The 19183-nt window shown below is 76.6% G+C and carries 19 protein-coding genes; 7 read left to right on the top strand and 12 right to left on the bottom strand.

The features are described 5' to 3' along the window. The first annotated feature begins 21 nt into the window (after positions 1–21). The gene (locus tag ACI78U_RS21585; protein WP_456877451.1) at positions 22–960 is read left to right on the top strand and encodes a siderophore-interacting protein; all 939 of its coding nucleotides are present in this window, start codon (positions 22–24) and stop codon (positions 958–960) included. A gap of 119 nt (positions 961–1079) precedes the next feature. On the opposite strand, the gene ACI78U_RS21580 is transcribed toward ACI78U_RS21585, so the two are convergent. From ACI78U_RS21580 to ACI78U_RS21545, 8 genes are all read right to left on the bottom strand, one after another. Next, a complete protein-coding gene (locus ACI78U_RS21580; RefSeq protein WP_456877450.1) occupies positions 1080–1916 on the bottom strand; it encodes an ABC transporter ATP-binding protein in 837 nt (278 codons plus the stop codon). Further along, the gene (locus ACI78U_RS21575) at positions 1913–3022 is read right to left on the bottom strand and encodes a FecCD family ABC transporter permease (protein ID WP_456877449.1); all 1110 of its coding nucleotides are present in this window, start codon (positions 3020–3022) and stop codon (positions 1913–1915) included. Before ACI78U_RS21575 ends, ACI78U_RS21580 begins: the two co-directional genes overlap by 4 nt. 10 nt (positions 3023–3032) lie before the next feature. Then, positions 3033–4103 (bottom strand): FecCD family ABC transporter permease, encoded by a 1071-nt coding sequence (locus ACI78U_RS21570; protein ID WP_456877448.1) that lies wholly within the window; start codon positions 4101–4103, stop codon positions 3033–3035. Between the two features lie 64 nt (positions 4104–4167). Continuing rightward, entirely contained in the window at positions 4168–4884 is a 717-nt protein-coding gene (locus ACI78U_RS21565) for a mycothiol-dependent nitroreductase Rv2466c family protein (RefSeq protein WP_456877447.1), read from the bottom strand. A gap of 85 nt (positions 4885–4969) precedes the next feature. Continuing rightward, positions 4970–5464, bottom strand: coding sequence for a glutathione peroxidase (locus ACI78U_RS21560; RefSeq protein WP_456877446.1), 495 nt, complete (start codon positions 5462–5464; stop codon positions 4970–4972). A gap of 51 nt (positions 5465–5515) precedes the next feature. Then, entirely contained in the window at positions 5516–5917 is a 402-nt protein-coding gene (locus ACI78U_RS21555) for a DUF2237 family protein (RefSeq protein ID WP_456877445.1), read from the bottom strand. Between the two features lie 70 nt (positions 5918–5987). Further along, positions 5988–7256: a proline-rich domain-containing protein gene (locus ACI78U_RS21550; RefSeq protein ID WP_456877444.1), complete on the bottom strand. Its 1269-nt coding sequence runs from the start codon at positions 7254–7256 to the stop codon at positions 5988–5990. Positions 7257–7348: 92 nt separating this feature from the next. Further along, complete coding sequence (locus tag ACI78U_RS21545) at positions 7349–8212, bottom strand: hypothetical protein (protein ID WP_456877443.1); 864 nt, start codon at positions 8210–8212, stop codon at positions 7349–7351. 233 nt (positions 8213–8445) lie between these two features. Between ACI78U_RS21545 and ACI78U_RS21540 the strand changes: the two genes are divergently transcribed. Further along, positions 8446–10437 carry an acetoacetate--CoA ligase gene (locus tag ACI78U_RS21540; protein WP_456877442.1) on the top strand — a complete coding sequence of 664 codons (1992 nt, stop codon included), beginning with the start codon at positions 8446–8448 and terminating at the stop codon, positions 10435–10437. Positions 10438–10452: 15 nt separating this feature from the next. Here the strand turns inward: ACI78U_RS21540 and ACI78U_RS21535 are convergent, their stop codons facing one another. Together ACI78U_RS21535 and ACI78U_RS21530 are read right to left on the bottom strand one after the other, a co-directional pair. Beyond that, positions 10453–10824, bottom strand: coding sequence for a DUF4406 domain-containing protein (locus ACI78U_RS21535; RefSeq protein WP_456877441.1), 372 nt, complete (start codon positions 10822–10824; stop codon positions 10453–10455). After that, entirely contained in the window at positions 10821–11621 is an 801-nt protein-coding gene (locus ACI78U_RS21530) for a DeoR/GlpR family DNA-binding transcription regulator (protein ID WP_456877440.1), read from the bottom strand. Before ACI78U_RS21530 ends, ACI78U_RS21535 begins: the two co-directional genes overlap by 4 nt. Positions 11622–11832: 211 nt before the next feature. Here ACI78U_RS21530 and ACI78U_RS21525 point away from each other — a divergent pair, with 211 nt between their 5' ends. Further along, on the top strand, positions 11833–12318 hold the full coding sequence (locus ACI78U_RS21525; protein WP_456877439.1) for a hypothetical protein: 486 nt from the start codon (positions 11833–11835) through the stop codon (positions 12316–12318). 70 nt (positions 12319–12388) lie between these two features. On the opposite strand, the gene ACI78U_RS21520 is transcribed toward ACI78U_RS21525, so the two are convergent. Next, positions 12389–13630, bottom strand: a complete 1242-nt coding sequence (locus tag ACI78U_RS21520; protein ID WP_456877438.1) for an MFS transporter — start codon at positions 13628–13630, stop codon at positions 12389–12391. A 126-nt stretch (positions 13631–13756) separates the two neighbouring features. On the opposite strand from ACI78U_RS21520, the gene ACI78U_RS21515 reads away from it, so the two are divergent. Continuing rightward, positions 13757–15082, top strand: coding sequence for an MFS transporter (locus ACI78U_RS21515; RefSeq protein ID WP_456877437.1), 1326 nt, complete (start codon positions 13757–13759; stop codon positions 15080–15082). On the opposite strand, the gene ACI78U_RS21510 is transcribed toward ACI78U_RS21515, so the two are convergent. Further along, a complete protein-coding gene (locus ACI78U_RS21510; RefSeq protein WP_456877436.1) occupies positions 15027–16754 on the bottom strand; it encodes a glycoside hydrolase family 13 protein in 1728 nt (575 codons plus the stop codon). The two genes, ACI78U_RS21515 and ACI78U_RS21510, sit on opposite strands and share 56 nt — an antisense overlap. Positions 16755–16879: 125 nt before the next feature. On the opposite strand from ACI78U_RS21510, the gene ACI78U_RS21505 reads away from it, so the two are divergent. From ACI78U_RS21505 to ACI78U_RS21495, 3 genes are all read left to right on the top strand, one after another. Next, positions 16880–17260 (top strand): FKBP-type peptidyl-prolyl cis-trans isomerase, encoded by a 381-nt coding sequence (locus ACI78U_RS21505; RefSeq protein ID WP_456877435.1) that lies wholly within the window; start codon positions 16880–16882, stop codon positions 17258–17260. Between the two features lie 94 nt (positions 17261–17354). Then, positions 17355–18356, top strand: a complete 1002-nt coding sequence (locus tag ACI78U_RS21500; RefSeq protein WP_456877434.1) for a cation diffusion facilitator family transporter — start codon at positions 17355–17357, stop codon at positions 18354–18356. Between the two features lie 28 nt (positions 18357–18384). Further along, positions 18385–19077, top strand: coding sequence for a DsbA family oxidoreductase (locus ACI78U_RS21495; protein ID WP_456877433.1), 693 nt, complete (start codon positions 18385–18387; stop codon positions 19075–19077). The last annotated feature ends 106 nt before the right edge of the window (positions 19078–19183 follow it).

Below are 19183 nucleotides of genomic sequence, written 5' to 3'. Positions count from 1 at the left end.
ACCGGGAGAGCGGAGACCGCAGTGACCACGACCGAGACGACCGAGGCCCCGGCCGCCGCGCTGCCGCAGTGGCTGTTCTTCGAGACGGTCGTCGCCCGGGTGCGCCCGCTGGGCCCGTCGATGGTCCGGATCACCCTCACCGGGCCAGGGCTGGGCGGGTTCGGCGTGGCCGGTGACGACCAGCGCGTCAAGCTCGTCCTCGGCCCCGACCCGGGAGCGCTGGCCGAGCTGCACGCCGCCGGCTCCGAGTGGTACCCCACCTGGTGCACGCTGCCGGAGGAGCGCCGGCCGGTGCTGCGCACCTACACCGTGCGCGCGGCGCGGCCGGAGGTGGCCGAGGTCGACCTCGACGTCGTCCTGCACGGCGTCGACGACGGGCACGCCGGCCCGGCCGCGACCTGGGCCGCGCACGCCGCGCCGGGCGACCCGGTCGTGCTCATGGGCCCGGACCGGCCCGGTCGCGGCCGCGCCTGGGGGGTCGAGTGGGCGCCGCCCGCGACCGCGCGCTGCCTGCTGCTGGCCGGCGACGAGACCGCCGTCCCCGCGGTCGGCGCGATCCTCGAGTCCCTGCCGGCCGGGCGGCGCGCGGTCGCCGTCCTGGAGGTGCCGCAGGCCGGCGACGTGCAGGACCTGCGACTGCCCGAGGGGGTGACCGTGCGCTGGCTGGCCCGCGCCGACCGCCCGCGCGGCGAACTGCTCGTCCCCGCCGTCCACGCCGCGCTGGTCGACCTCGGCGTCGCCGCGGCGCCGGGCGCCGCCCCGGAGGACGTCGACCTCGATGCCGAGCCGCTGTGGGAGGTCCCCGAGGACCCGGCGGCCGGCGCGGGCTGCTACGCGTGGCTGGCCGGTGAGGCCGGGGTGGTCAAGCGGCTGCGCCGGCACCTGGTCGCCGACCTCGGCGTCGACCGGCGCGCGGTGGCGTTCATGGGCTACTGGCGCGAGGGCCGCTCGGAGTCCTGACGGGGCGCTGTTCCACGATCAGGGTCCCTGATCGTGGAGCGTCCTCCCTCACGGTGGGACGTGAGGGAGGACGCCCGGGGATCAGGGACCCTGATCCCCGGGGCAACCCCCCGCCGGGCTCAGCGGAGGCGGCGGACCGGGACGACCATCGGGGTGCCGGCCACCGGGTCGGGCACCACGCGGGCCTCGAGGTCGAAGACGTCGGCCAGCAGCTGCTCGGTCAGCACCTCGTGCGGCGTGCCCGAGGCGATCAGGACGCCGTCGCGCATGGTCACCAGCCGCTGCGCGTACCGGGCGGCGAGGTTGAGGTCGTGCAGCACGACGACCACCGTGCGGCCGCGCTCCGCGTGCAGCCGGGACACCAGCTCCAGCACGTCGATCTGGTGGGAGAGGTCGAGGTAGGTCGTCGGCTCGTCGAGCAGGAGCAGGTCGGTCTGCTGCGCCAGCGCCATGGAGATCCAGGCCCGCTGCCGCTGCCCGCCGGAGAGCTCGTCGACCGGGCGGTCGCCGAGGTCGGCCATGTCGGTCCAGGCCAGCGCCTCGGCGACGACGGCCTCGTCCTCGCGCGACCACTGCTGCAGCCAGCTCTGGTGCGGGTGCCGGCCGCGGGCGACCAGGTCGGCCACGGTCAGGCCGGCCGGTGCCACCGGCGTCTGCGGCAGCAGGCCGAGGACGCGGGCCACCTCGCGGGTCGGCGTCCTCGCGATCGACCGGCCGTCGAGCAGCACCCGGCCGGCCGCCGGGCGCAGCAGCCGGCCCAGCGCGCGCAGCAGCGTGGACTTGCCGCAGCCGTTGGGGCCGACGATCGCGGTGAACGAGCCGTCGGTGAGGGTGAGGTCGAGCCCGTCGACGACCACCCGGTCGTCGTAGGCCAGGCGCAGGTCCTCGGCGGCCAGGCGGACCGGGGGGACGGGGGTGGGCACGTGCACGGGCGCCTCGGAGGTGGAGGTCTTCATGCGGGGGTCCGCCTCCCGCGGACGAGCAGCCAGAGCAGGTAGGGCGCGCCGACGGCGGCGGTGAGGATGCCGACCGGGAGCGCCTCGGGCAGGACGGTGCGGGTGAGCAGGTCGGCGCCGGTGACCAGCGCGGCGCCGAGCAGGCCCGAGGCCAGCAGCGGCGGCCGCGAGCCCCCGGTCAGCCGGACGGCGATCTGCGGCACGACGAGCGCCACGAACGCGATCGGACCGGCCGCGGCCACCGCCGCCGCGACCAGCAGGACCGCGACGACGACCACCGCCGCCTGTGCCCTGGCCAGCCGGACGCCGAGACCGCGGGCGGTGTCGTCGCCGAACTGCAGGACGCCCAGGACGCGCCCGGCGGCCAGCGCGAGGGGGACCAGCACCGCGAGGGAGACCGCCAGCTGCGCGGCCTGGTCCCAGGTGCGGGCGTTGAGCGAGCCGGTGATCCACACGTACGCGGCCGCGGCGTCGTAGATCTCCGCGCGGGTGAGCAGCCAGTCGGTGAGCGCCTGGCCGACGGTCCACAGGGCGATGCCCACCAGCACGAGGCGGAAGCCGTCGAGCCCGGCGCGCCAGGCGAGGACGAACAGCAGGGCACCCGCGACCAGCGCACCGAGCAGCGCGGCCAGGGGCACGCCGAGGCCGCCGAGCAGCGCGCCCGCCGAGCCGCTGCCGCCGAGCACGATCGCCGCGACCGCGCCGACCGAGGCGCCCTGGGTGATGCCGAGGACGTCGGGGGAGGCCAGCGGGTTGCGCGCGAAGGTCTGGAACAGCGCCCCGGCCAGGCCCAGCGCCAGGCCCACCAGCACCCCGACCAGCGTCCGCGGGGCACGCAGCTCCAGCACGATGAACCGGTGGCTGTCCACGCCGGCGCCCACCAGCGTCCGCAGCACGTCACCGATGCCGAGGGGGTAGTCGCCGCGGCCCAGGCTGGCCGCCGCGAGCAGCACGACGACGGCGAGCGCGGCCAGCGGGACGACGACCGAGCGCCAGCGGAACCGTGCCGAGACCGGCCCCATCCGCACCGTGACCGCGCGGCCGGCCGGGCGCCCGCCGGGCTCGGGCGGCGTCGTCTGCCGGACGGCGTCGACGGAGGCGGTCACGGCTGGGCCCTCACAGCGTCGCCGTCCGGCGGCGGCGGACCAGGGCCACGAAGAACGGGCTGCCGACGAGCGCGAGCACGATGCCCACCTGCAGCTCACCGGGGCGGGCCACCACCCGGCCGACGACGTCGGCGGAGAGCAGCAGCACCGCGCCCAGCAGGCCGGAGCAGGGCACCAGCCACCGGTGCGCCGGCCCGGTGAACGCCCGGACCACGTGCGGCACCACCAGCCCGACGAAGGCGATCGGGCCGCAGGCGGCGGTGGCCGCGCCGGCCAGCAGGGTGACCGCGGCCAGCCCGAGCCCGCGGGCCAGCCACACCCGCTGGCCCAGGCCGCGGGCGACGTCCTCGCCCATGCCGAGCAGGTCCAGGGCGGGCGCGTTGAGCAGCGCGAGCACCAGGCCGGCGGCGATGAACGGCGCCACCTGCCAGGCGACGTCGGCACCGCGGCCGGCCAGCGCGCCGACCACCCAGAACCGGAAGGCGTCGAGGGAGTCGGAGTCGCTGACCAGCAGCGCCCGGACCAGCGCGAACAGCAGCGCGGACAGCGCCGCCCCGGCCAGCGCGAGGGTGACCGGGGTGGCCCCGCCCTTGCCCACCGAGCCGAGCGCGAACACGGCGACCGTGCCGGCCAGGGCCCCGGCGAAGGCGAACCACACGTAGCCCGACGGCGTGCCGACGCCCAGCAGCGTGATCGCCAGGACGACGGCGAACGAGGCCCCGGCGGTGACGCCGAGCAGGCCGGGGTCGCCCAGCGGGTTGCGGGTGTGCCCCTGCATGAGCGCGCCGGAGACGCCGAGCGCGGCGCCGACCATGAGGCCCAGCGCCGTCCGCGGGACCCGCAGGTCCCAGACGATCACCGCCTCCTCGGTGCCCAACGAGCGGTCGGAAAGGGCGGTCCAGACGGTGCCCAGCCCCAGCGGGCGGGTGCCGATCGCGATGCTCGCCGCACAGGCGACGACGACCAGCCCGGCCAGGACGAGGACGCCGAGCACGCGGCGCCGGGTGCGGGTGGCGCGGGCCGGGCGCCCGACGGTCCCCGGGGTCGCCGCAGGGCGGCTGGTGGCGCTGGGGACGGGCACCGGCGAGCTCCGGACGGGCAGGGGCTAGGTGAGGCTCACCTTAGTCCGTGGCCGGGTGGTGTGCTCACCCGTCCAGCCGGCGGCTGCCCGCGCGCCACTCCTCCTCCACCCCGACCTGGCCGGGTGCCACGCCCGCCGCGGGCAGCTGCGGCCGCTCGCGCAGGCTGCGCTTGAGCTCGGCGAAGCCCGGGAAGCGGGCCAGGCCCACCACGTGGTCCCACAGCTCCGCCGCGCGGTCCTCCGCAGGCACCCGGCTGATCACCGGGCCGAAGAACGCGATGCCGTCCGGCGGCTCGAAGTGCAGGATCGGCGTGCCGACGTCGCGTCCGGTCAGGCTCAGCGCCTCGTCGGTCTCGGCCTGCAGCACGCCGTCCCAGCGGTCGTCGTCGAGCGCGGCGGCCAGGTCCCGCGGCAGCCCGGCGCGGTCGAGGACCGGCTCCAGGTAGGCGGCGGTGCCGCGCCGGGCCGCGGTGCCGGGACGGTCGGGCTCGGTCTCGAACACCTGCTGCCCGAGGTGCTCGTAGAGGACGCCGACCGCCGCCCGCCCGTGCTGCTCGCGCGTCTGCGCGAACACCCGCAGCAGCCGCAGGCCCGCGGTGTGGCCCTCCTCGTACTCGGGCGGGAAGTGCGCGGCGTAGTCGACGTGCGCGTTGAGCAGCCGCAGCGAGATCAAGCGCCAGTCGACGTCGTAGGCGCGCTGCGCGGCGACCAGGCGCACCCACCTGCTGGTCAGCCAGGCGAAGGGGCAGACGGGGTCGAAGTAGAAGTGCAGGTCGGCCACGGCTCCATGCTGCTCCTGCCGCCGCGATCCGGTGCCATCAACGCGATAATGGCGGTTTCCCGGCGCCGGCTACGGGCCCCGAGGCTCAGCTCGGCAGGAGGGCCTCGATCGCGGTGCGGACCTCGGGTGCGCCCGGGTCGGTCGTCGGCCGGAACCGCGCGACGACCGCGCCGTCGGCGTCGACCAGGAACTTCTCGAAGTTCCACTGCACCGGGCCGGCCTCGCCGTTCGCGTCGGCGGCCGTGGTCAGCCGCTGGTACACCGGGTGCACGCCGTCGCCGTTGACCTCGATCTTGTCCGTCATGGGGAAGGTGACGCCGTAGGTGGCCGAGCAGAAGCCGGCGATCTCCTCGGCGGTGCCCGGCTCCTGTCCGGCGAACTGGTTGCAGGGCAGGCCGACGACGGTGAACCCGCGGGGGCCGTACTCGCGCTGCAGCTGCTCGAGCTGGGTGTACTGCGGGGTCAGGCCGCACCGGCTGGCCACGTTGACCAGCAGCGCCGGGCGGCGGCCGGTCAGCTCGCCGAGCGTGGTGTCCTCGCCCTGCAGGGTCGCGACGGGCAGGTCGAGCAGGTCGGTCACGGGGGCTCCTCGGTGCGGGACGGGGGTGCGGGCGCCCCGCCGATCCTCCCCTCAGTCCAGACCGCGGACGTCGTCGGGGACGTCGACGGCGTGCTGGCGCAGCGCCGACAGCGGCACCACCTCCAGCGCCCGCGCGTTGGTGGCCGCCAGCACCACGCCGGCCGCCGCCCCGGCGCGGTAGGCCTGCAGCCAGCGCACCGCGACGACGCACCAGCGGTCACCGGGGCGCAGGCCCGGGAACCCGTACTCCGGGCGCGGCGTGGTGAGGTCGTTGCCGAGCTCGCGCTGCAGGGCGAGGAACTCCCGCGACACGACCGCGCACACCGTGTGGCTCCCGAGGTCCTCCGGCCCGCTGCGGCAGGTCCCGTCGCGGAAGAAGCCGGTCAGCGGCTCGGTCCCGCAGGGCTCGAGTTCGCCACCCAGCACGTTGCGCTCGGTCTCCGGCTCGGTCATGGGCGGATGGTGGCAGAGCGGGCGTGCCGCGGGCCCGGCCGACGGTGCGGTCGGCCGGGCCCGCGGGTGGTCAGCCGGTCACCGGCCGGCGCCGGGCCGACAGGATCAGCACCGCGCCCAGCAACAGGGCCAGCAGGCCCTTGCCCAGCACCCCGGTGGCGTCGGTGCCGGTGTAGGCCAGGCGCCCGCCGGCGGTGCCGGAGTCCCCGGCCGCCGCGCTACCGGAGTCGGACCACGCGCCGGACGACGCGGCCGACCAGGTCCCGGTCCACGAGCCGGTCCACGGGCCGGTCCAGGAGCCCGTCCACGGGCCGGTCCACGCGCCGGGCCAGGTACCGCTCCGGGAGCCGGTCCAGGCGGCCGGCCGGGAGGGCGCCCCGTCGGCGGGCCGGTCCCCGGCCTGGCCGCCGGCGTGCGGGTGACCCGGCTGGAGACCCGGCTGCTGCGGGCCGGCCGGTGGGGTCGGGCCGGCGGACGGCGAGCAGTCGGCCGACGCGTCGCCGAGCAGGCCGAGCCCCACGCCACAGACGGTCACCGGGACGTCGACGCCGATCCCGTCACCGCCGCCGGTCTCGTCACCACCCCCGGTGCCGGAGCCGTCCGCCGGCGGGGTGCAGTCGGCCGACGCGTCGCCGAGCAGGCCGACGACGGTGCCGCACACGGTCACGGGCACGTCGACGTCGACGAGGGCGTCGTCACCCGCGGCGTCCCCGGACCCGCTGCCGCCCGGCAGGGCGCAGTCCGCGGCGGCGTCGCCGAGCACGCCCACGCCGGTGCCGCAGACGGTCACCGGCACGGCGACGTCGAGCAGGTCGCCGGCCGGACCGTCGGTCCCGGTCGTGCCGCCGCCGGCCGGGGTGCACTGGCCGGCCGCGTCGCCGAGCACGCCGGCGCCGGTGCCGCAGACGGTCACGGGCACCGCCACCGCGGCCGGCGGTGCCGCCGGGGCGGTGCCGGTGGCCGGCGCCTCGCCGAGGACGCCGACGGCGTTGCCCGTCACGGTGACCGGGACGGCGACGTCGGCCGGTCCGGCGGGCGGGGGAGCGGCCGGCGCCTGGGCGACCTCGCCGCCGGCGACCGCGGCGTCGTTGCCGCCGATCGTCACGGGCACCGAGACGGTGGCGGGGCCGAGGTCGGCGGTGAGCTCGGCCGAGACGGCGGGCAGCTCGAGGCCGCCGTCGGCGGGGACGTCGCCGAGGACGCCCACCGCGTTGTCGGTGACGGTGACCGGCACGGTCACGTCGAGGTCGTCGGACGCCGAGGCGACGCCGGTGCCGACGGCCAGCAGGCCGCCGGTCAGCAACGCCACGCGCAGGGCACGGGTGGCCCATCGGTTCATGGGAGGTCTCCTGACTGGGTGCTGGGGCCCCGGTCCCGGACGGGACGGCGGGGGTCGTGCGCTCGGCCGGCGGGGAGCCGGCGGCGCAGCACTCAGTCGGGAGAGGTGGCGGGGTCGACCGGGTCGGCGGCCGCGGCCTCGCGGGCGCCGGCGGAGACGGCACCGGCCGCGCGCACGAGCGCGGCGCAGGCGGCCTCGGGGAGGTCGGCGGAGGGCTGGTCGCGGTCGGCGCCGGCCCCGGACGCCGCCGTGCCCGCCGGCGCCGGCACGGCCGGGACCACCGGCGCGGTCGGGGCGACCGGCGGGACGGGCAGTGGCTGCGCGGGGCCGACGGCGGCGGCGGTGGGCGCGGACGGCGCGGCGACGACCGGGCCGACGGGGGCGGCCGTCGACGCGGCGTCCGGCGACCCCGGGCTCGGGGCCACGGCACCCGGGGCCGCCGGGACGGGGGCGTCCACCGGCGCAGCGGCGGACGGCGGCACCGCGGAGGACGGCGCGACCGGGGCGGCCGCGGGAGCGGCGACGGGCGGCGGCACGTCGCCCTGACCGGGGACGGGCGGCAGCACCCCGGTCACCGGCTCGAGGACCTCGGGAACGGGCGCGACCGCGTCGGTGACCGGGGCCAGGACGTCGGTGACGGGCGCCAGGACCTCGGTGACCGGCGCGAGGGCCTCGCCCACGGGTGCGAGCACCGGGTCGAGCACGTCGGTCACCGGGGCGAGCGCGGCGGTCACGGGCGCGACGGCGTCGGACAGCGGCGCGACGACCGGCGCCACCGTCTCGGTCACCGTCTCGACGACCGGCGGCACCACCGGGGGCAGGACCTCGGGCAGCGGCGCCGTCGCCCCACCCAGCAGCTGCTCCACCGGGGCGGGCGAGGGGACGACGTCGTCCGCGGCGGCGGCCGTCTGGCCCGCCAGCCACACGCCGGCACCCACGCCGGCCAGGACCAGCACGCGGCCGCTCCACCGGCGCAGGCGGGCACGACGGCCTCCCGGTCCGGGTCGTCCGGCCATCGCACCTCCCCCGCCGTGCCGTCGTGACGCTCGGCACATGAATTGCAACCCACGGTCACGGCGAAACGGGAGTCGTCCGATCGGGGGAACCGGGCCGACGGGACGTGACCGTCCGGTCCACCGGGCGCCGCCCCGGTCACCCGATGGGCGCCCGGCGGTGGCAGAGTCCCGGCGTGACCCTCGACACTCCCGGCGCCGCGACCGGCCCCGCCGTCCTCTGGCAGCCGACGCAGGAGTCCCGGGACGCGACCCGGCTGGCGGGGTTCGCCCGCGAGGTGGCCGCGCGCCGCGGGCTCGACCTCGACCCGACCGACTACGACGCGATCTGGCGCTGGTCGGTCGGGCACCTCGACCAGTTCTGGGCCGACGTCGCCGCCTGGTCCGGGGTGCTGCCCGGCGTCCCCGACGACCGGGTGCTCCCCGACCGCAGCATGCCCGGCGCGGTCTGGTTCCCCGGCACCACGCTGAACTACGCCGAGCAGGCGCTGCGGCACGCCACCGACGCGCACCCCGCGCTGGTCGCGGTGGCCGAGGACGCCGAGCCGGTCGAGGTCTCCTGGGCCGACCTGCGCGGCCGGGTCGGCGCGTTCGCCGCCACGCTGCGCCGGCTCGGGGTGCGGCGCGGGGACCGCGTCGCCGGGTACCTGCCCAACGTCCCCGAGGCGGTCGTCGCGTTCCTCGGCGCCGCGTCGATCGGCGCGGTGTGGTCCTCGTGCGCACCGGACTTCGGCACCCGCGCCGTCCTCGACCGGTTCGCCCAGATCGAGCCGACCGTGCTGGTCGCCGTCGACGGGTACCGGTTCAACGGCCGGCAGTACGACCGGCGCGACGTCGTCGCGGAGCTGCGCGCGGCCCTGCCCAGCGTGCGGACGACGGTCGCCGTCCCCCGGCTGTTCCCCGGCGAGCTGCCCGACGACGCGCTGGCCTGGGCCGACGCGGTCGCCGAGGTGCAGGAGCCGGAGTTCGAGGCGCTGCCGTTCGACGCCCCGCTGTGGATCGTCTACTCCTCGGGCACCACGGGCCTGCCGAAGGGCATCGTGCACGGGCACGGCGGGGTCGTGCTCGAGCAGCACAAGCAGCTGGGCCTGCACGGCGACGTCGGCCCGGGCGACCGCTTCTACTGGTACGCCTCCACCGCCTGGATCATGTGGAACATCGCCACCTCGGCGCTGCTGCGCGGCGCCACCGTGGTCGTCCACGACGGCGCCCCGGCGTACCCCTCGGTCGACGCCCAGTTCGCCCTCGCCGCGCGCACCGGCATCACCTACCTCGGCACCAGCGCCGGGTACCTCGTCGCCTGCGAGAAGGCCGGCGTCCGGCCGGGGGAGACCCACGACCTCTCGGCGTTGCGGACGATCGGGTCGACCGGCTCACCGCTGCCGGAGTCGGCGTTCCACTGGGTGTACGACGCGGTGGGCAGCGACGTCTTCCTCGCCTCGGTGTCGGGCGGCACCGACGTCGCCACCGGGTTCATCGGCAGCACCCTGCTGCTCCCGGTCACCGCCGGGGAGCTGCAGCGGCCGATGCTCGGCGTCGCCGCGGCGGCGTGGGACGAGGACGGCCGGCCCGTCGTCGGCGAGCTCGGCGAGCTGGTCATCACCGAGCCGATGCCCACGATGCCGCTGCACTTCTGGAACGACCCCGACGGCAGCCGCTACCGCGAGGCCTACTTCGAGCCGTGGCCGGGCGTGTGGCGGCACGGCGACTGGATGGAGGTCACCGAGCGCGGCACCTGCGTCATCACCGGCCGCTCGGACTCCACCCTCAACCGCGGCGGCGTGCGCATGGGCACCGCCGACATCTACGCCGCCGTCGAGGGCTTCCCCGAGGTCGCCGACTGCGTCGTCCTCGGCGTCGAGCAGCGCGACGGCGGCTACTGGATGCCGCTGTTCGTGCAGCTGGCGCCCGGCGCCGAGCTCACCGACGACCTCGCCGGGCGCATCCGCGCCGCCATCCGGACCTCGGCCAGCCCGCGGCACGTGCCCGACGAGATCGTCGTCGTCCCCGGCGTCCCGCACACCCGCACCGGCAAGCGGCTGGAGGTGCCGCTCAAGCGGCTGTTCCAGGGGGTGCCGCCGGAGAAGGCGGTCAACCCCGGGGCGGTCGACGACGCCTCGCTGGTCGAGCACTACGTCGCGCTGGCCCGGGAGCGCGGCACGCGCTAGCCGGACCGACCGGGGTCACCGGGTCACCGCCGGGACCTCGTCGAGGCTGGTGTAGACCGCGGCGCCGCGGGCGCGGGCCAGCGCGACCATCTCGTCGGACCCGGCCGAGGCGCCGGGCAGCCGCAGCACGGCGTCGACGCGGGCGACCAGCCGCCGGCCCATCGGGTGGAACACCTCGTCGAAGGCGGCGTCGCCGACCCGGGTCGAGCCCGCGAGCTCCGCCAGCGGCAGCGCGAGGTCCTCCCCGTTGACGGCGAGGTGGCCGGCGCGGAACAGCTCCAGGCAGGCCTGCTGGATGGCGCGGTGGTTGGCCGTGATCTTCTCCGGATCGTCGCCGGTGCCCCCGCGGTAGGGGCCGGCGACCAGGATCATCAGGGGCTGCGTCACGAGAAGTCGACCTCCACGCCGGCGTCGTCGAGCGCGGCGAGGGTGTCCTGCGCCGCGGGGCTGAGCTGCGGGTCGCGGGCGCTGGCGTCGGTGACCAGCCGGCCGACGGCGTCCAGCGGCGCGACCGAGGAGAACGCGCGCACGCCGAGCTTGGCGGCGTCGGCGACGACGAGGGTGGCGCGCGCCTGTGCCAGCCCGACCTGCTTGACCGCGGCGTCCTCGAGGGTGAACTCCGACCAGCCGGCCTGCGCGCTCACGGCGCCGATCGACATGACGAACAGGTCGAAGGTGAGCTGCCGCAGCACCGCGGCGGTCAGCGGCCCGGACAGGCTGCGCTCGCCCGGCCGCGACTCCCCGCCGACGACGAGCAGCCGCACCCCCGGCCGGTCGGCGAGCGCCTCGGCCACCGGCAGGCTCACGACGGCGGCGGTGAACGGGCCCTCGCCCGCGGCGGCCCGGGCGGCCAGCGCCCGCGCGACGTGCACCGTCGTCGTCCCGGCGTCGAGCAGGACGGCGGAGCCCGGTTCGACCAGCGCGGCCGCGGCCCGGCCGATGCGCTCCTTGAGCCCGGCCTGCCAGCCGGCCCGCGCGGCGAACCCGGCTGCGCTCTCGGGCTCGGCGACGGCGACCGCGCCACCGCGCACCCGCTCGACCAGCCCCCGGGCCTGCAGCGCGTCGAGGTCGCGGCGGACGGTCATCTCCGAGACGCCGAGACGGGCCGCGAGGTCGGCGAGGGGCACCCGGCCGGCGTTGCGCACCAGTCGCAGGGTGACGTCGAGCCGGTCCGGGACGCCCATGCCGTCTTCCTACCAGACGTCTGTGAGATGTGTGAAGTTTCTGTGAAGTACAACCCGTTCACCGACCGGGATCCGCGCGCACGGATCCGGTGACGAGGCGCATCCGCTCGGCTACCTTCCCGCGCGGCCCGCCGCCGGACCGCCCTCCCGGACGGCGCGGCGGGCCGGTCCCGGGCAGCCGCCCGGGGCCCGACGACGCCCGAGGAGAACCGTGTACCGCACCCGCCCGACCGCCCGCCGCGCCCTTGCCGGGGCCCTGCTCGGCACCGCCCTGCTGCTCTCGGCCTGCAGCGGGGACGACGACGTGGCCGCCGCCGGGGAGGGCGCCGCCGCCGCGGCGGGCGACGCCGTGGGCGCCGACGTGCCCGAGGAGTGCACCGCGGCCTTCCCGCTGACCGTCACCGGGGACGCCGACATCGCCGACGTCGGGTCCGTCCCCGCCGACTTCCCCGAGCCGCCGGCCGGGGCCACCCTGTGCGAGACCGGCGGGACGGCGGACGGCGGTCAGGAGTACGCCAACTACGCCTCCGACCTCGGCGCCGAGGAGGTCCTCGCGCACTACGAGTCGGCCGCGCCGGGCGCCGAGCGCACCGAGACCGGCCTCGGCGAGCCCGCTGTCTCCGGTTCCGCCGGCGACGTGTTCTGGCAGGTCGAGACGGTCGACGGCGGCTTCCGCCTGGTCTTCGCCGCCGCCTGACCTCCCGGTCCCGCGGACGCTCGTGCTCTGCACACACCCGTGTGCAGAGCACGAGCGGGCGGCGGGGATCTCAGCCGGCCACGAGCGCGGCCTCGTCGGCGTGGGCGACGTGCCCGAGTTCCCGCCAGACCAGGGCCAGCAGCACCGCCGACCCCGCGAAGGCGAACCAGAACGGCGCGGTCACGCCCCAGACCCGGGCCACCACCCCGCCGACGCCCTGACCGGCCACGATGCCGCCGAACACGCCCATCGCGTAGAGGCTGCCCACCCGGCCCTGCAGCTCCATCGGCACCGCCCGCATCCGCACCGTGCGCGAGGTCGTCCCCCAGACGAAGGCGTGCACCCCGAAGACGAACAGCACCACCAGCGCCACCCACACGGTGGTGGTGAGGGCGAGCACGAGGTGGGTCAGCGTCTCCAGGGCCAGGCCCACCCGCATGAGCGTGGCCAGCCGGACGTGCCGCTCGAGCCAGCCGTAGGACGCCGTCCCGACCATGCCGCCGAGCGCGCCGACGGTGGTGAGCAGGCCGTACCCGGCCGCGCCGAGGCCCAGCCGCTGGTCGGCCCACAGCACCAGCACCGACCACGCCGCGCCCCAGGTGACGTTGAACAGCACGATGGTCAGCGTCAGCGTGCGGACGGCCGGGTCGTGCCAGGTCCAGCGCAGGCCCTCGGCGATCGACCGGTGGACCGGCGGGTGCCGCTCCACCGGCGTCCGCGCCGGCAGCCGCATCCGCGAGACCAGCACGGCCCCCAGCGCGACGCACACCGCCTGGGTGAGGAAGGGCCAGGCGGTGCCGGCGGCGAACAGCAGGCCGCCCAGGGCGGGGCCGGCGAACTGGTCCATCGTCAGCGTGCCGGTCATCAGCCGGGCGTTGCCGGTGCCCAGGTCCGCGCGCGGCACCACCATCGGCAGCAGCGTGCCGCCGGTGGTGTCGGCGAAGACCTCGGCGGTCCCCAGGACGAACAGCGTGGCCAGGACGACGGGCAGGCCGACGTCGCCGGTGGCCAGGGTGAGGGTCAGGACGGCGAGCACGACGGCGCGGGCGAAGTCGACGGCCACGAGCAGCCGGCGCCGGTCCACCCGGTCGGCGAGGACCCCGGCGTGCAGGCCGAACAGCAGCCACGGCAGCTGCTGCAGCAGGGTGCCCAGCGCGACCAGCAGCGGGTCCTGGGTGAGGCCGGCCACCAGCAGCGGCCCGGCGGCCAGCGCGATCCCGTCGCCGAGGTTGCCCACCCACGAGGAGGCCACCAGCCAGCGGAACGGGGTCCCCATCCGCGCCAGGAACACCGCCTCCACGACCCCGCCCACGGGGCCGGGACCCTACCCGCCGACCGCTCGTGCGCTCCCCAGGAAATCCGGCTGCTCCTGTCGGTGTCGTCGGCGAGCATGGGCCGACGGCGCCGTCGGTGCGCCGCCCCCCGAGGAGGAACCGCCATGTCCGGCCTGCCGCGCGCACTCGCGCCCCTGCGGCACCGCTCCTACCGACTGCTGGCCGCCTCGATGGGGCTGTCGCTGCTCGCCCAGGGGCTGTGGACCGTGGCGCTGGTGTGGCAGGTCGTCGACCTCGGCGGCGGCCCGGCGGCGCTGTCGGTGGCCACCGCGCTGTCGGCCGGCGGGATGCTGGCCAGCACCCTGCTCGGCGGCGCGCTGGCCGACCGGGTGCCGCAGCGGCGGATCCTGCTCGGCGTCGCGCTGCTGCAGACGGTGGCGGTCGGGCTGGTCGCCGTCCTCTCGCTGACCGGCACCCTCGCGCTCGGTCCGCTCGCCGCCGCCTCGCTGGCCGGCGGCGTGGCCACCGGGCTGTACTACCCGGCCTACTCCGCGCTCGTCCCCGGTGTCGTGCCGCCGGGGGACCTGCTGGCCGCCAACGGCCTCGAGGGCGTCGTCCGTCCCGCGCTGGCGATGGCGGCCGGGCCGGCGGCCGGCGGCCTGCTGGTCGGCGCGTTCTCCCCCGGCGTCGCCCTGCTCGCGACGGCGCTGACCTCGGCCGCCGCAGCCGTCTGCGTGGCGGCGCTCCCCACGCTGCCGGTGCGCCGCGAGGACATCGGCTCGGGCCTGCTCGCCGACGTCCGCGAGGGCGTGGGCTACATGGTCCGCACGCCGTGGCTGCTGGCGACGCTGCTGTTCGCCTCGCTGATGGTCCTCGTGGTGATCGGCCCGTTCGAGGTGCTGGTGCCCTTCGCCGTCCGCGACCAGGCCGGCGGCGGGCCCGCCGAGCACGCGCTGGTGCTGGCCGCGTTCGGGATCGGCGGCGCGGTCGGGTCGGCCGTCGTCGCCTCGTTCCCGCTGCCGCGGCGCTACCTGACGGTGATGAACCTGCTCTGGGGCGCGGGCTGCCTGCCGCTGGTCGTCTTCGGCTGGACCTCGTCGCTGTGGGTCATGATCGCGGCGGCCACGGTGCTGGGGGCTGCGTTCGAGTCGGCCACGGTCATCTGGGGCACGCTGCTGCAGCGGCGGGTCCCCCCGGCGCTGCTGGGGCGGGTGTCCAGCCTCGACTTCTTCGTCTCGCTGGCGTTCATGCCGCTGTCGATGGCGCTGGCCGGGCCGGTCAGCGAGGCGGTCGGGCTGACCGGCACCTTCCTGCTGGCCGGGCTGGTGCCGCCGGTGCTCGCCGTCGCCGCGGTCCTCGCCTGGCGGCTGCACGTCGACGAGCTGGCCCACCCGCTCGACCTGCCCGCCGGGGAACCGGCGGGCAGCGAGCCGGTCAGCGAGTCGGTCGGCGAGCCGGAAGGCGCAGGACTCGGGCCTCCCAGGGCCTGAGCACCGCGGGGTCGTCCTCGGGCAGGTTGCCGAGGACGACCCCGGCGGCCACGGCCTCGGGCAGCAGGTCGCCCAGGGGCTGCGGGGCGCCGCCGAGGTTGCAGACGACCAGCAGCGTCTCCCCGTCGAGGCAGCGGGTGAACGCGTACACCTGGTCGTGCTCGGGCAGCAGCATGGTGAAGTCGCCCAGCGCCACGACCGGGTCCTCGTGCCGGAGTGCGATCAGCGCCCGGTGGTGGGCCAGCACCGACGCCGGGTCGTCCCGCTGCGCCGCGGCGTTCCACTCGACGTGGTCGGGGTTGACCGGCAGCCAGGGCGTGCCGGTGGTGAACCCGGCGTTCGGGGAGGCGTCCCACTGCACCGGCGTGCGCGCGTTGTCGCGGCTCATCCGGCGCAGCGCGGCGAGCACGGCGTCCGGGTCCTCCCCGTGCGCGACGGCCTGCGCGAAGTGGTTGAGCGACTCGACGTCGCGGAAGTCCTCGATCGTGGCGAACGGGGCGTTGGCCATCCCGAACTCCTCGCCCTGGTAGACGTAGGGCGTCCCCCGGTGCAGGTGCAGCAGCGTGGCCAGGCAGGTGGCGGAGTCCCGGCGGGCCCCGGGCGAGTCGTCGCCGAAGCGGGAGACCGCGCGCGGCTGGTCGTGGTTGTCCCAGTAGAGGGAGTTCCACCCGACGTCGGCCAGGCCGGTCTGCCAGCGGCCGAGCGAGGCCTTGAGATCGCGCATGCGCAGCGGTCGCGGGGAGAACTTCGAGCCCTCGAAGTCCAGTCCGACGTGCTCGAACTGGAAGACCATGTCCAGCTCCTCGCGCCCCGGGTCGGTGAACAGCAGCGCGTCCTCGACCGTCGCGCCGGGCGTCTCACCGACCAGGAGCAGCTGCTCGCGGCGACCGGTGAACACCTCGCGGTGCATCTCCTGCAGGAACTCGTGGATGCGCGGCCCGCACACCACCGACGGCGTCGCGTCGCCGTAGGGCAGTCCCGGCAGCGGCGGGCCGTCGTGCAGCTGCCCGTCCGGGCCGACGTCCTTGCTGACCAGGTTGATGACGTCCATGCGGAAACCGTCGACCCCGCGGTCGAGCCACCACCGCATCATCGCGTGGACCGCCTGCCGGACCTCGGGGTTCTCCCAGTTGAGGTCGGGCTGCTTGCGGTCGAACAGGTGCAGGTAGTACTCGCCGCTGGCCTCGTCGAGCTCCCACGTGGAGCCGGAGAAGAAGCCGTGCCAGTTGGTCGGCTCGGCGCCCGGCTGCCCGGCCGCCATCCCCTCCCGCGGCGGCCGCCACCAGTACCAGTCCCGCTTGGGCGAGTCCGGCGACGAGCGGCTCTCGACGAACCAGGGGTGCTCGTCGCTGGTGTGGTTGACCACCAGGTCCATGAGCAGCTTCATCCCGCGCCCGTGCAGCGCGGCGACCAGCTCGTCGAGCTGGGCCAGCGTGCCGAACACCGGGTCGACGTCCTGGTAGTCGCTGATGTCGTAGCCGTTGTCGGCCTGCGGCGAGGGGTAGACCGGGGACAGCCAGACGACGTCGACGCCGAGGTCGGCCAGGTGGTCGACCCGCTGCAGCACCCCGCCGAGGTCGCCGATGCCGTCGCCGTCGGAGTCCTGGAAGGAGCGGGGGTAGACCTGGTACACGACGGCGCGCGTCCACCACGGCGGCTGGTCGGGATCCACCCGACCACCCCAGCACGGTCGCCGCGGCGCCGCACCCGGTCGGCCCGGCGGGGCGGACCGCGGGCACCGCTGTTTGGATGGACCGGATCGTCGGGACCGTCCCGGCACCGACCCGAGGAGAACCGATGGCCGAGCCCCTGAGCCGCCCCGACGTCGAGCCGCCGACCGGGCCCGCGCCCGACGACCTGGTGGCCGAGGACCTCGTGGTGGGTGACGGCCCCGAGGCCAAGGCCGGCGACCTCGTCAGCGCGCACTACGTCGGCGTCACCCACGACGGCGGCGAGCAGTTCGACGCCTCCTGGGACCGCGGCGACCCGCTGGAGTTCCGCCTCGGCGTCGGCATGGTCATCCAGGGCTGGGACGAGGGCATCCAGGGCATGCGCGTGGGCGGCCGCCGGCGACTGACCATCCCGCCGCACAAGGCCTACGGCGACCGTGGTGCGGGCGGCGTGATCAAGCCGGGCGCCACGCTCGTCTTCGTCGTCGACCTCGTCGGCATCCGCTAGTCCCCGTCAGTCCTCGTGCTCTGCCCCGGACCGGGGGCAGAGCACGAGGACGCGTGGTGGTTGCACCGGGCAACCGGGGGGCACCGACGCGGGCATGAGCGAGCCGGTCCCCACCCGTGACCACGCCCTGGCCTCGGCCGCCGAGGGGGACCCGGGCGGGGAGTCCACCGGCACCGTCGTCGTCGCGGGCCTGGCCAACCTGGGCATCGCCGTCGCCAAGCTGGTCGGCGGCCTGATCAGCCACTCCTCGGCCATGCTGTCCGAGGCGGCACACTCGCTGGCCGACACGGTCACCGAGGTGCTGCTGTTCGTCGCGCTCAAGCGCGGTGACAAGCCGCCCGACCCCCGCCACCCGGTCGGCTACGGCCGGGAGACCTACTTCTGGGCGTTGCTCGCCTGCCTGGCCACGTTCACCCTCGGCGCCGGCTTCTCCCTCTACCAGGGCGTCGAGACCATCGTCGAGGGCGAGGAGCAGGGCTCCCCGCTGGTGGCGTACGTCGTCCTGGCGGTGTCGTTCGTGCTCGAGGGCGCCTCCTGGCTCAAGGCCGTCCGCCAGGTGCGCGGCGCGGCGCGCCGGTGGGGGACGACGCCGCGGCGCTACCTGGCCGCGACCACCGACACCACGGTCAAGGCCGTGACCTTCGAGGACAGCGCCGCGCTGGTCGGCCTGGTGCTCGCCGCGCTGGGGCTCGTCCTCGAGCAGGTGACCGGCGACCCGGTCTGGGACGGCGTCGCGGCGATCCTCATCGGCGTCCTCCTGCTGCTGGTCGCCGGCTCGCTGGCCCGGGCCAACGTCTCCCTGCTCATCGGCCAGTCGATCCCGCCCCGGCTGCAGGACGAGCTCCGCGAGGAGCTCCTCGGACTGCCGCAGGTCGACGACGTCCCGGTCTTCCTGACCACGGTCATCGGGCCGGGCCGGCTGGCCGTCATGGCCGAGGTCGACTTCGCCGACACCGCGACCGTCGCCGACGTCGAGCGGGCCTCCGACGAGGCCGAGCGGCGCCTCGTCGCGCGGCACGGCGGGGTGCGGTTCGTCTTCCTCGACCCCACGCCCGGCGACGGCCGCGCCCGTGCGGAGGCGCACCGTCCGGAATGACCCCGCCCGGGCCGCGGTTGAGCCGGCCGTGCGCATCGAGGTCTGGTCCGACGTCGTCTGTCCGTGGTGCTACATCGGCAAGCGCCGGTTGGAGGCCGCGCTCGAGCGGTTCCCGCACCGCGACCAGGTCGAGGTGGTGTGGCGCTCCTTCCAGCTCGACCCGTCGGTCCCCGAGGGCGAGACCCACGCGACCCTCCCGGCGCTGGCCGCCAAGTACGGCCGCCCGGTCGAGGAGATGCGGGCGATGATGCGCCACGTCGAGGAGACCGCCGCCGGTGAGGGGCTGCACTACCGCCTGGAGGACGGCGTCGGCGGCAACACGCTGCTGGCCCACGAGCTGCTGCACCTGGCCGCGGAGCGGGGCCGGCAGGGCGAGGTGAAGGAGCGGCTGCTGCACGCCTACTTCGAGCAGGCCCGCCCGGTCTTCGACGTCGACTCGCTGGCCGCGCTGGCCGTCGAGTCGGGGCTCGACGAGGCCGAGGTCCGCGCCGCGCTGGCCGACCACCGGTACCGGCCCGCCGTGCTCGAGGACGCCCGCACCGCGCAGGCGCTGGGGGCCACCGGCGTCCCGTTCTTCGTCGTCGACCGCCGCTACGGCGCCGCTGGCGCGCAGCCGGCCGACCTGCTGCTGCAGCTGCTCGAGCGGGCCTGGGCCGACGCCCACCCGCTGACCACCGTCCCCGCCGCCGAGGGCTGCGAGGGCGACAGCTGCGCCGTCTGACACGTCGGACACGACGGAGGGCCGCCCCCCCCCCCCGGCGGGGGGCCGCCCGGCCTCAGACCGGGTGCCGCCCGCCCCCCGCCGGGCGCGAGGACTAGATGAGGAT

It is taken from the genome of Geodermatophilus sp. SYSU D00710 (genome assembly GCF_054050195.1).
This window is presented reverse-complemented; position numbering and strand designations above follow the sequence as displayed.

Coding starts and splice junctions, on each gene's coding strand:
- ACI78U_RS21580 (WP_456877450.1), bottom strand. CDS start 1,916: ATGAAGACCTCCACCTCCGAGGCGCCCGTGCACGTGCCCACCCCCGTC.
- ACI78U_RS21555 (WP_456877445.1), bottom strand. CDS start 5,917: ATGACCGAGCCGGAGACCGAGCGCAACGTGCTGGGTGGCGAACTCGAG.
- ACI78U_RS21550 (WP_456877444.1), bottom strand. CDS start 7,256: ATGAACCGATGGGCCACCCGTGCCCTGCGCGTGGCGTTGCTGACCGGC.
- ACI78U_RS21530 (WP_456877440.1), bottom strand. CDS start 11,621: ATGGGCGTCCCGGACCGGCTCGACGTCACCCTGCGACTGGTGCGCAAC.
- ACI78U_RS21515 (WP_456877437.1), top strand. CDS start 13,757: ATGTCCGGCCTGCCGCGCGCACTCGCGCCCCTGCGGCACCGCTCCTAC.
- ACI78U_RS21505 (WP_456877435.1), top strand. CDS start 16,880: ATGGCCGAGCCCCTGAGCCGCCCCGACGTCGAGCCGCCGACCGGGCCC.
- ACI78U_RS21500 (WP_456877434.1), top strand. CDS start 17,355: ATGAGCGAGCCGGTCCCCACCCGTGACCACGCCCTGGCCTCGGCCGCC.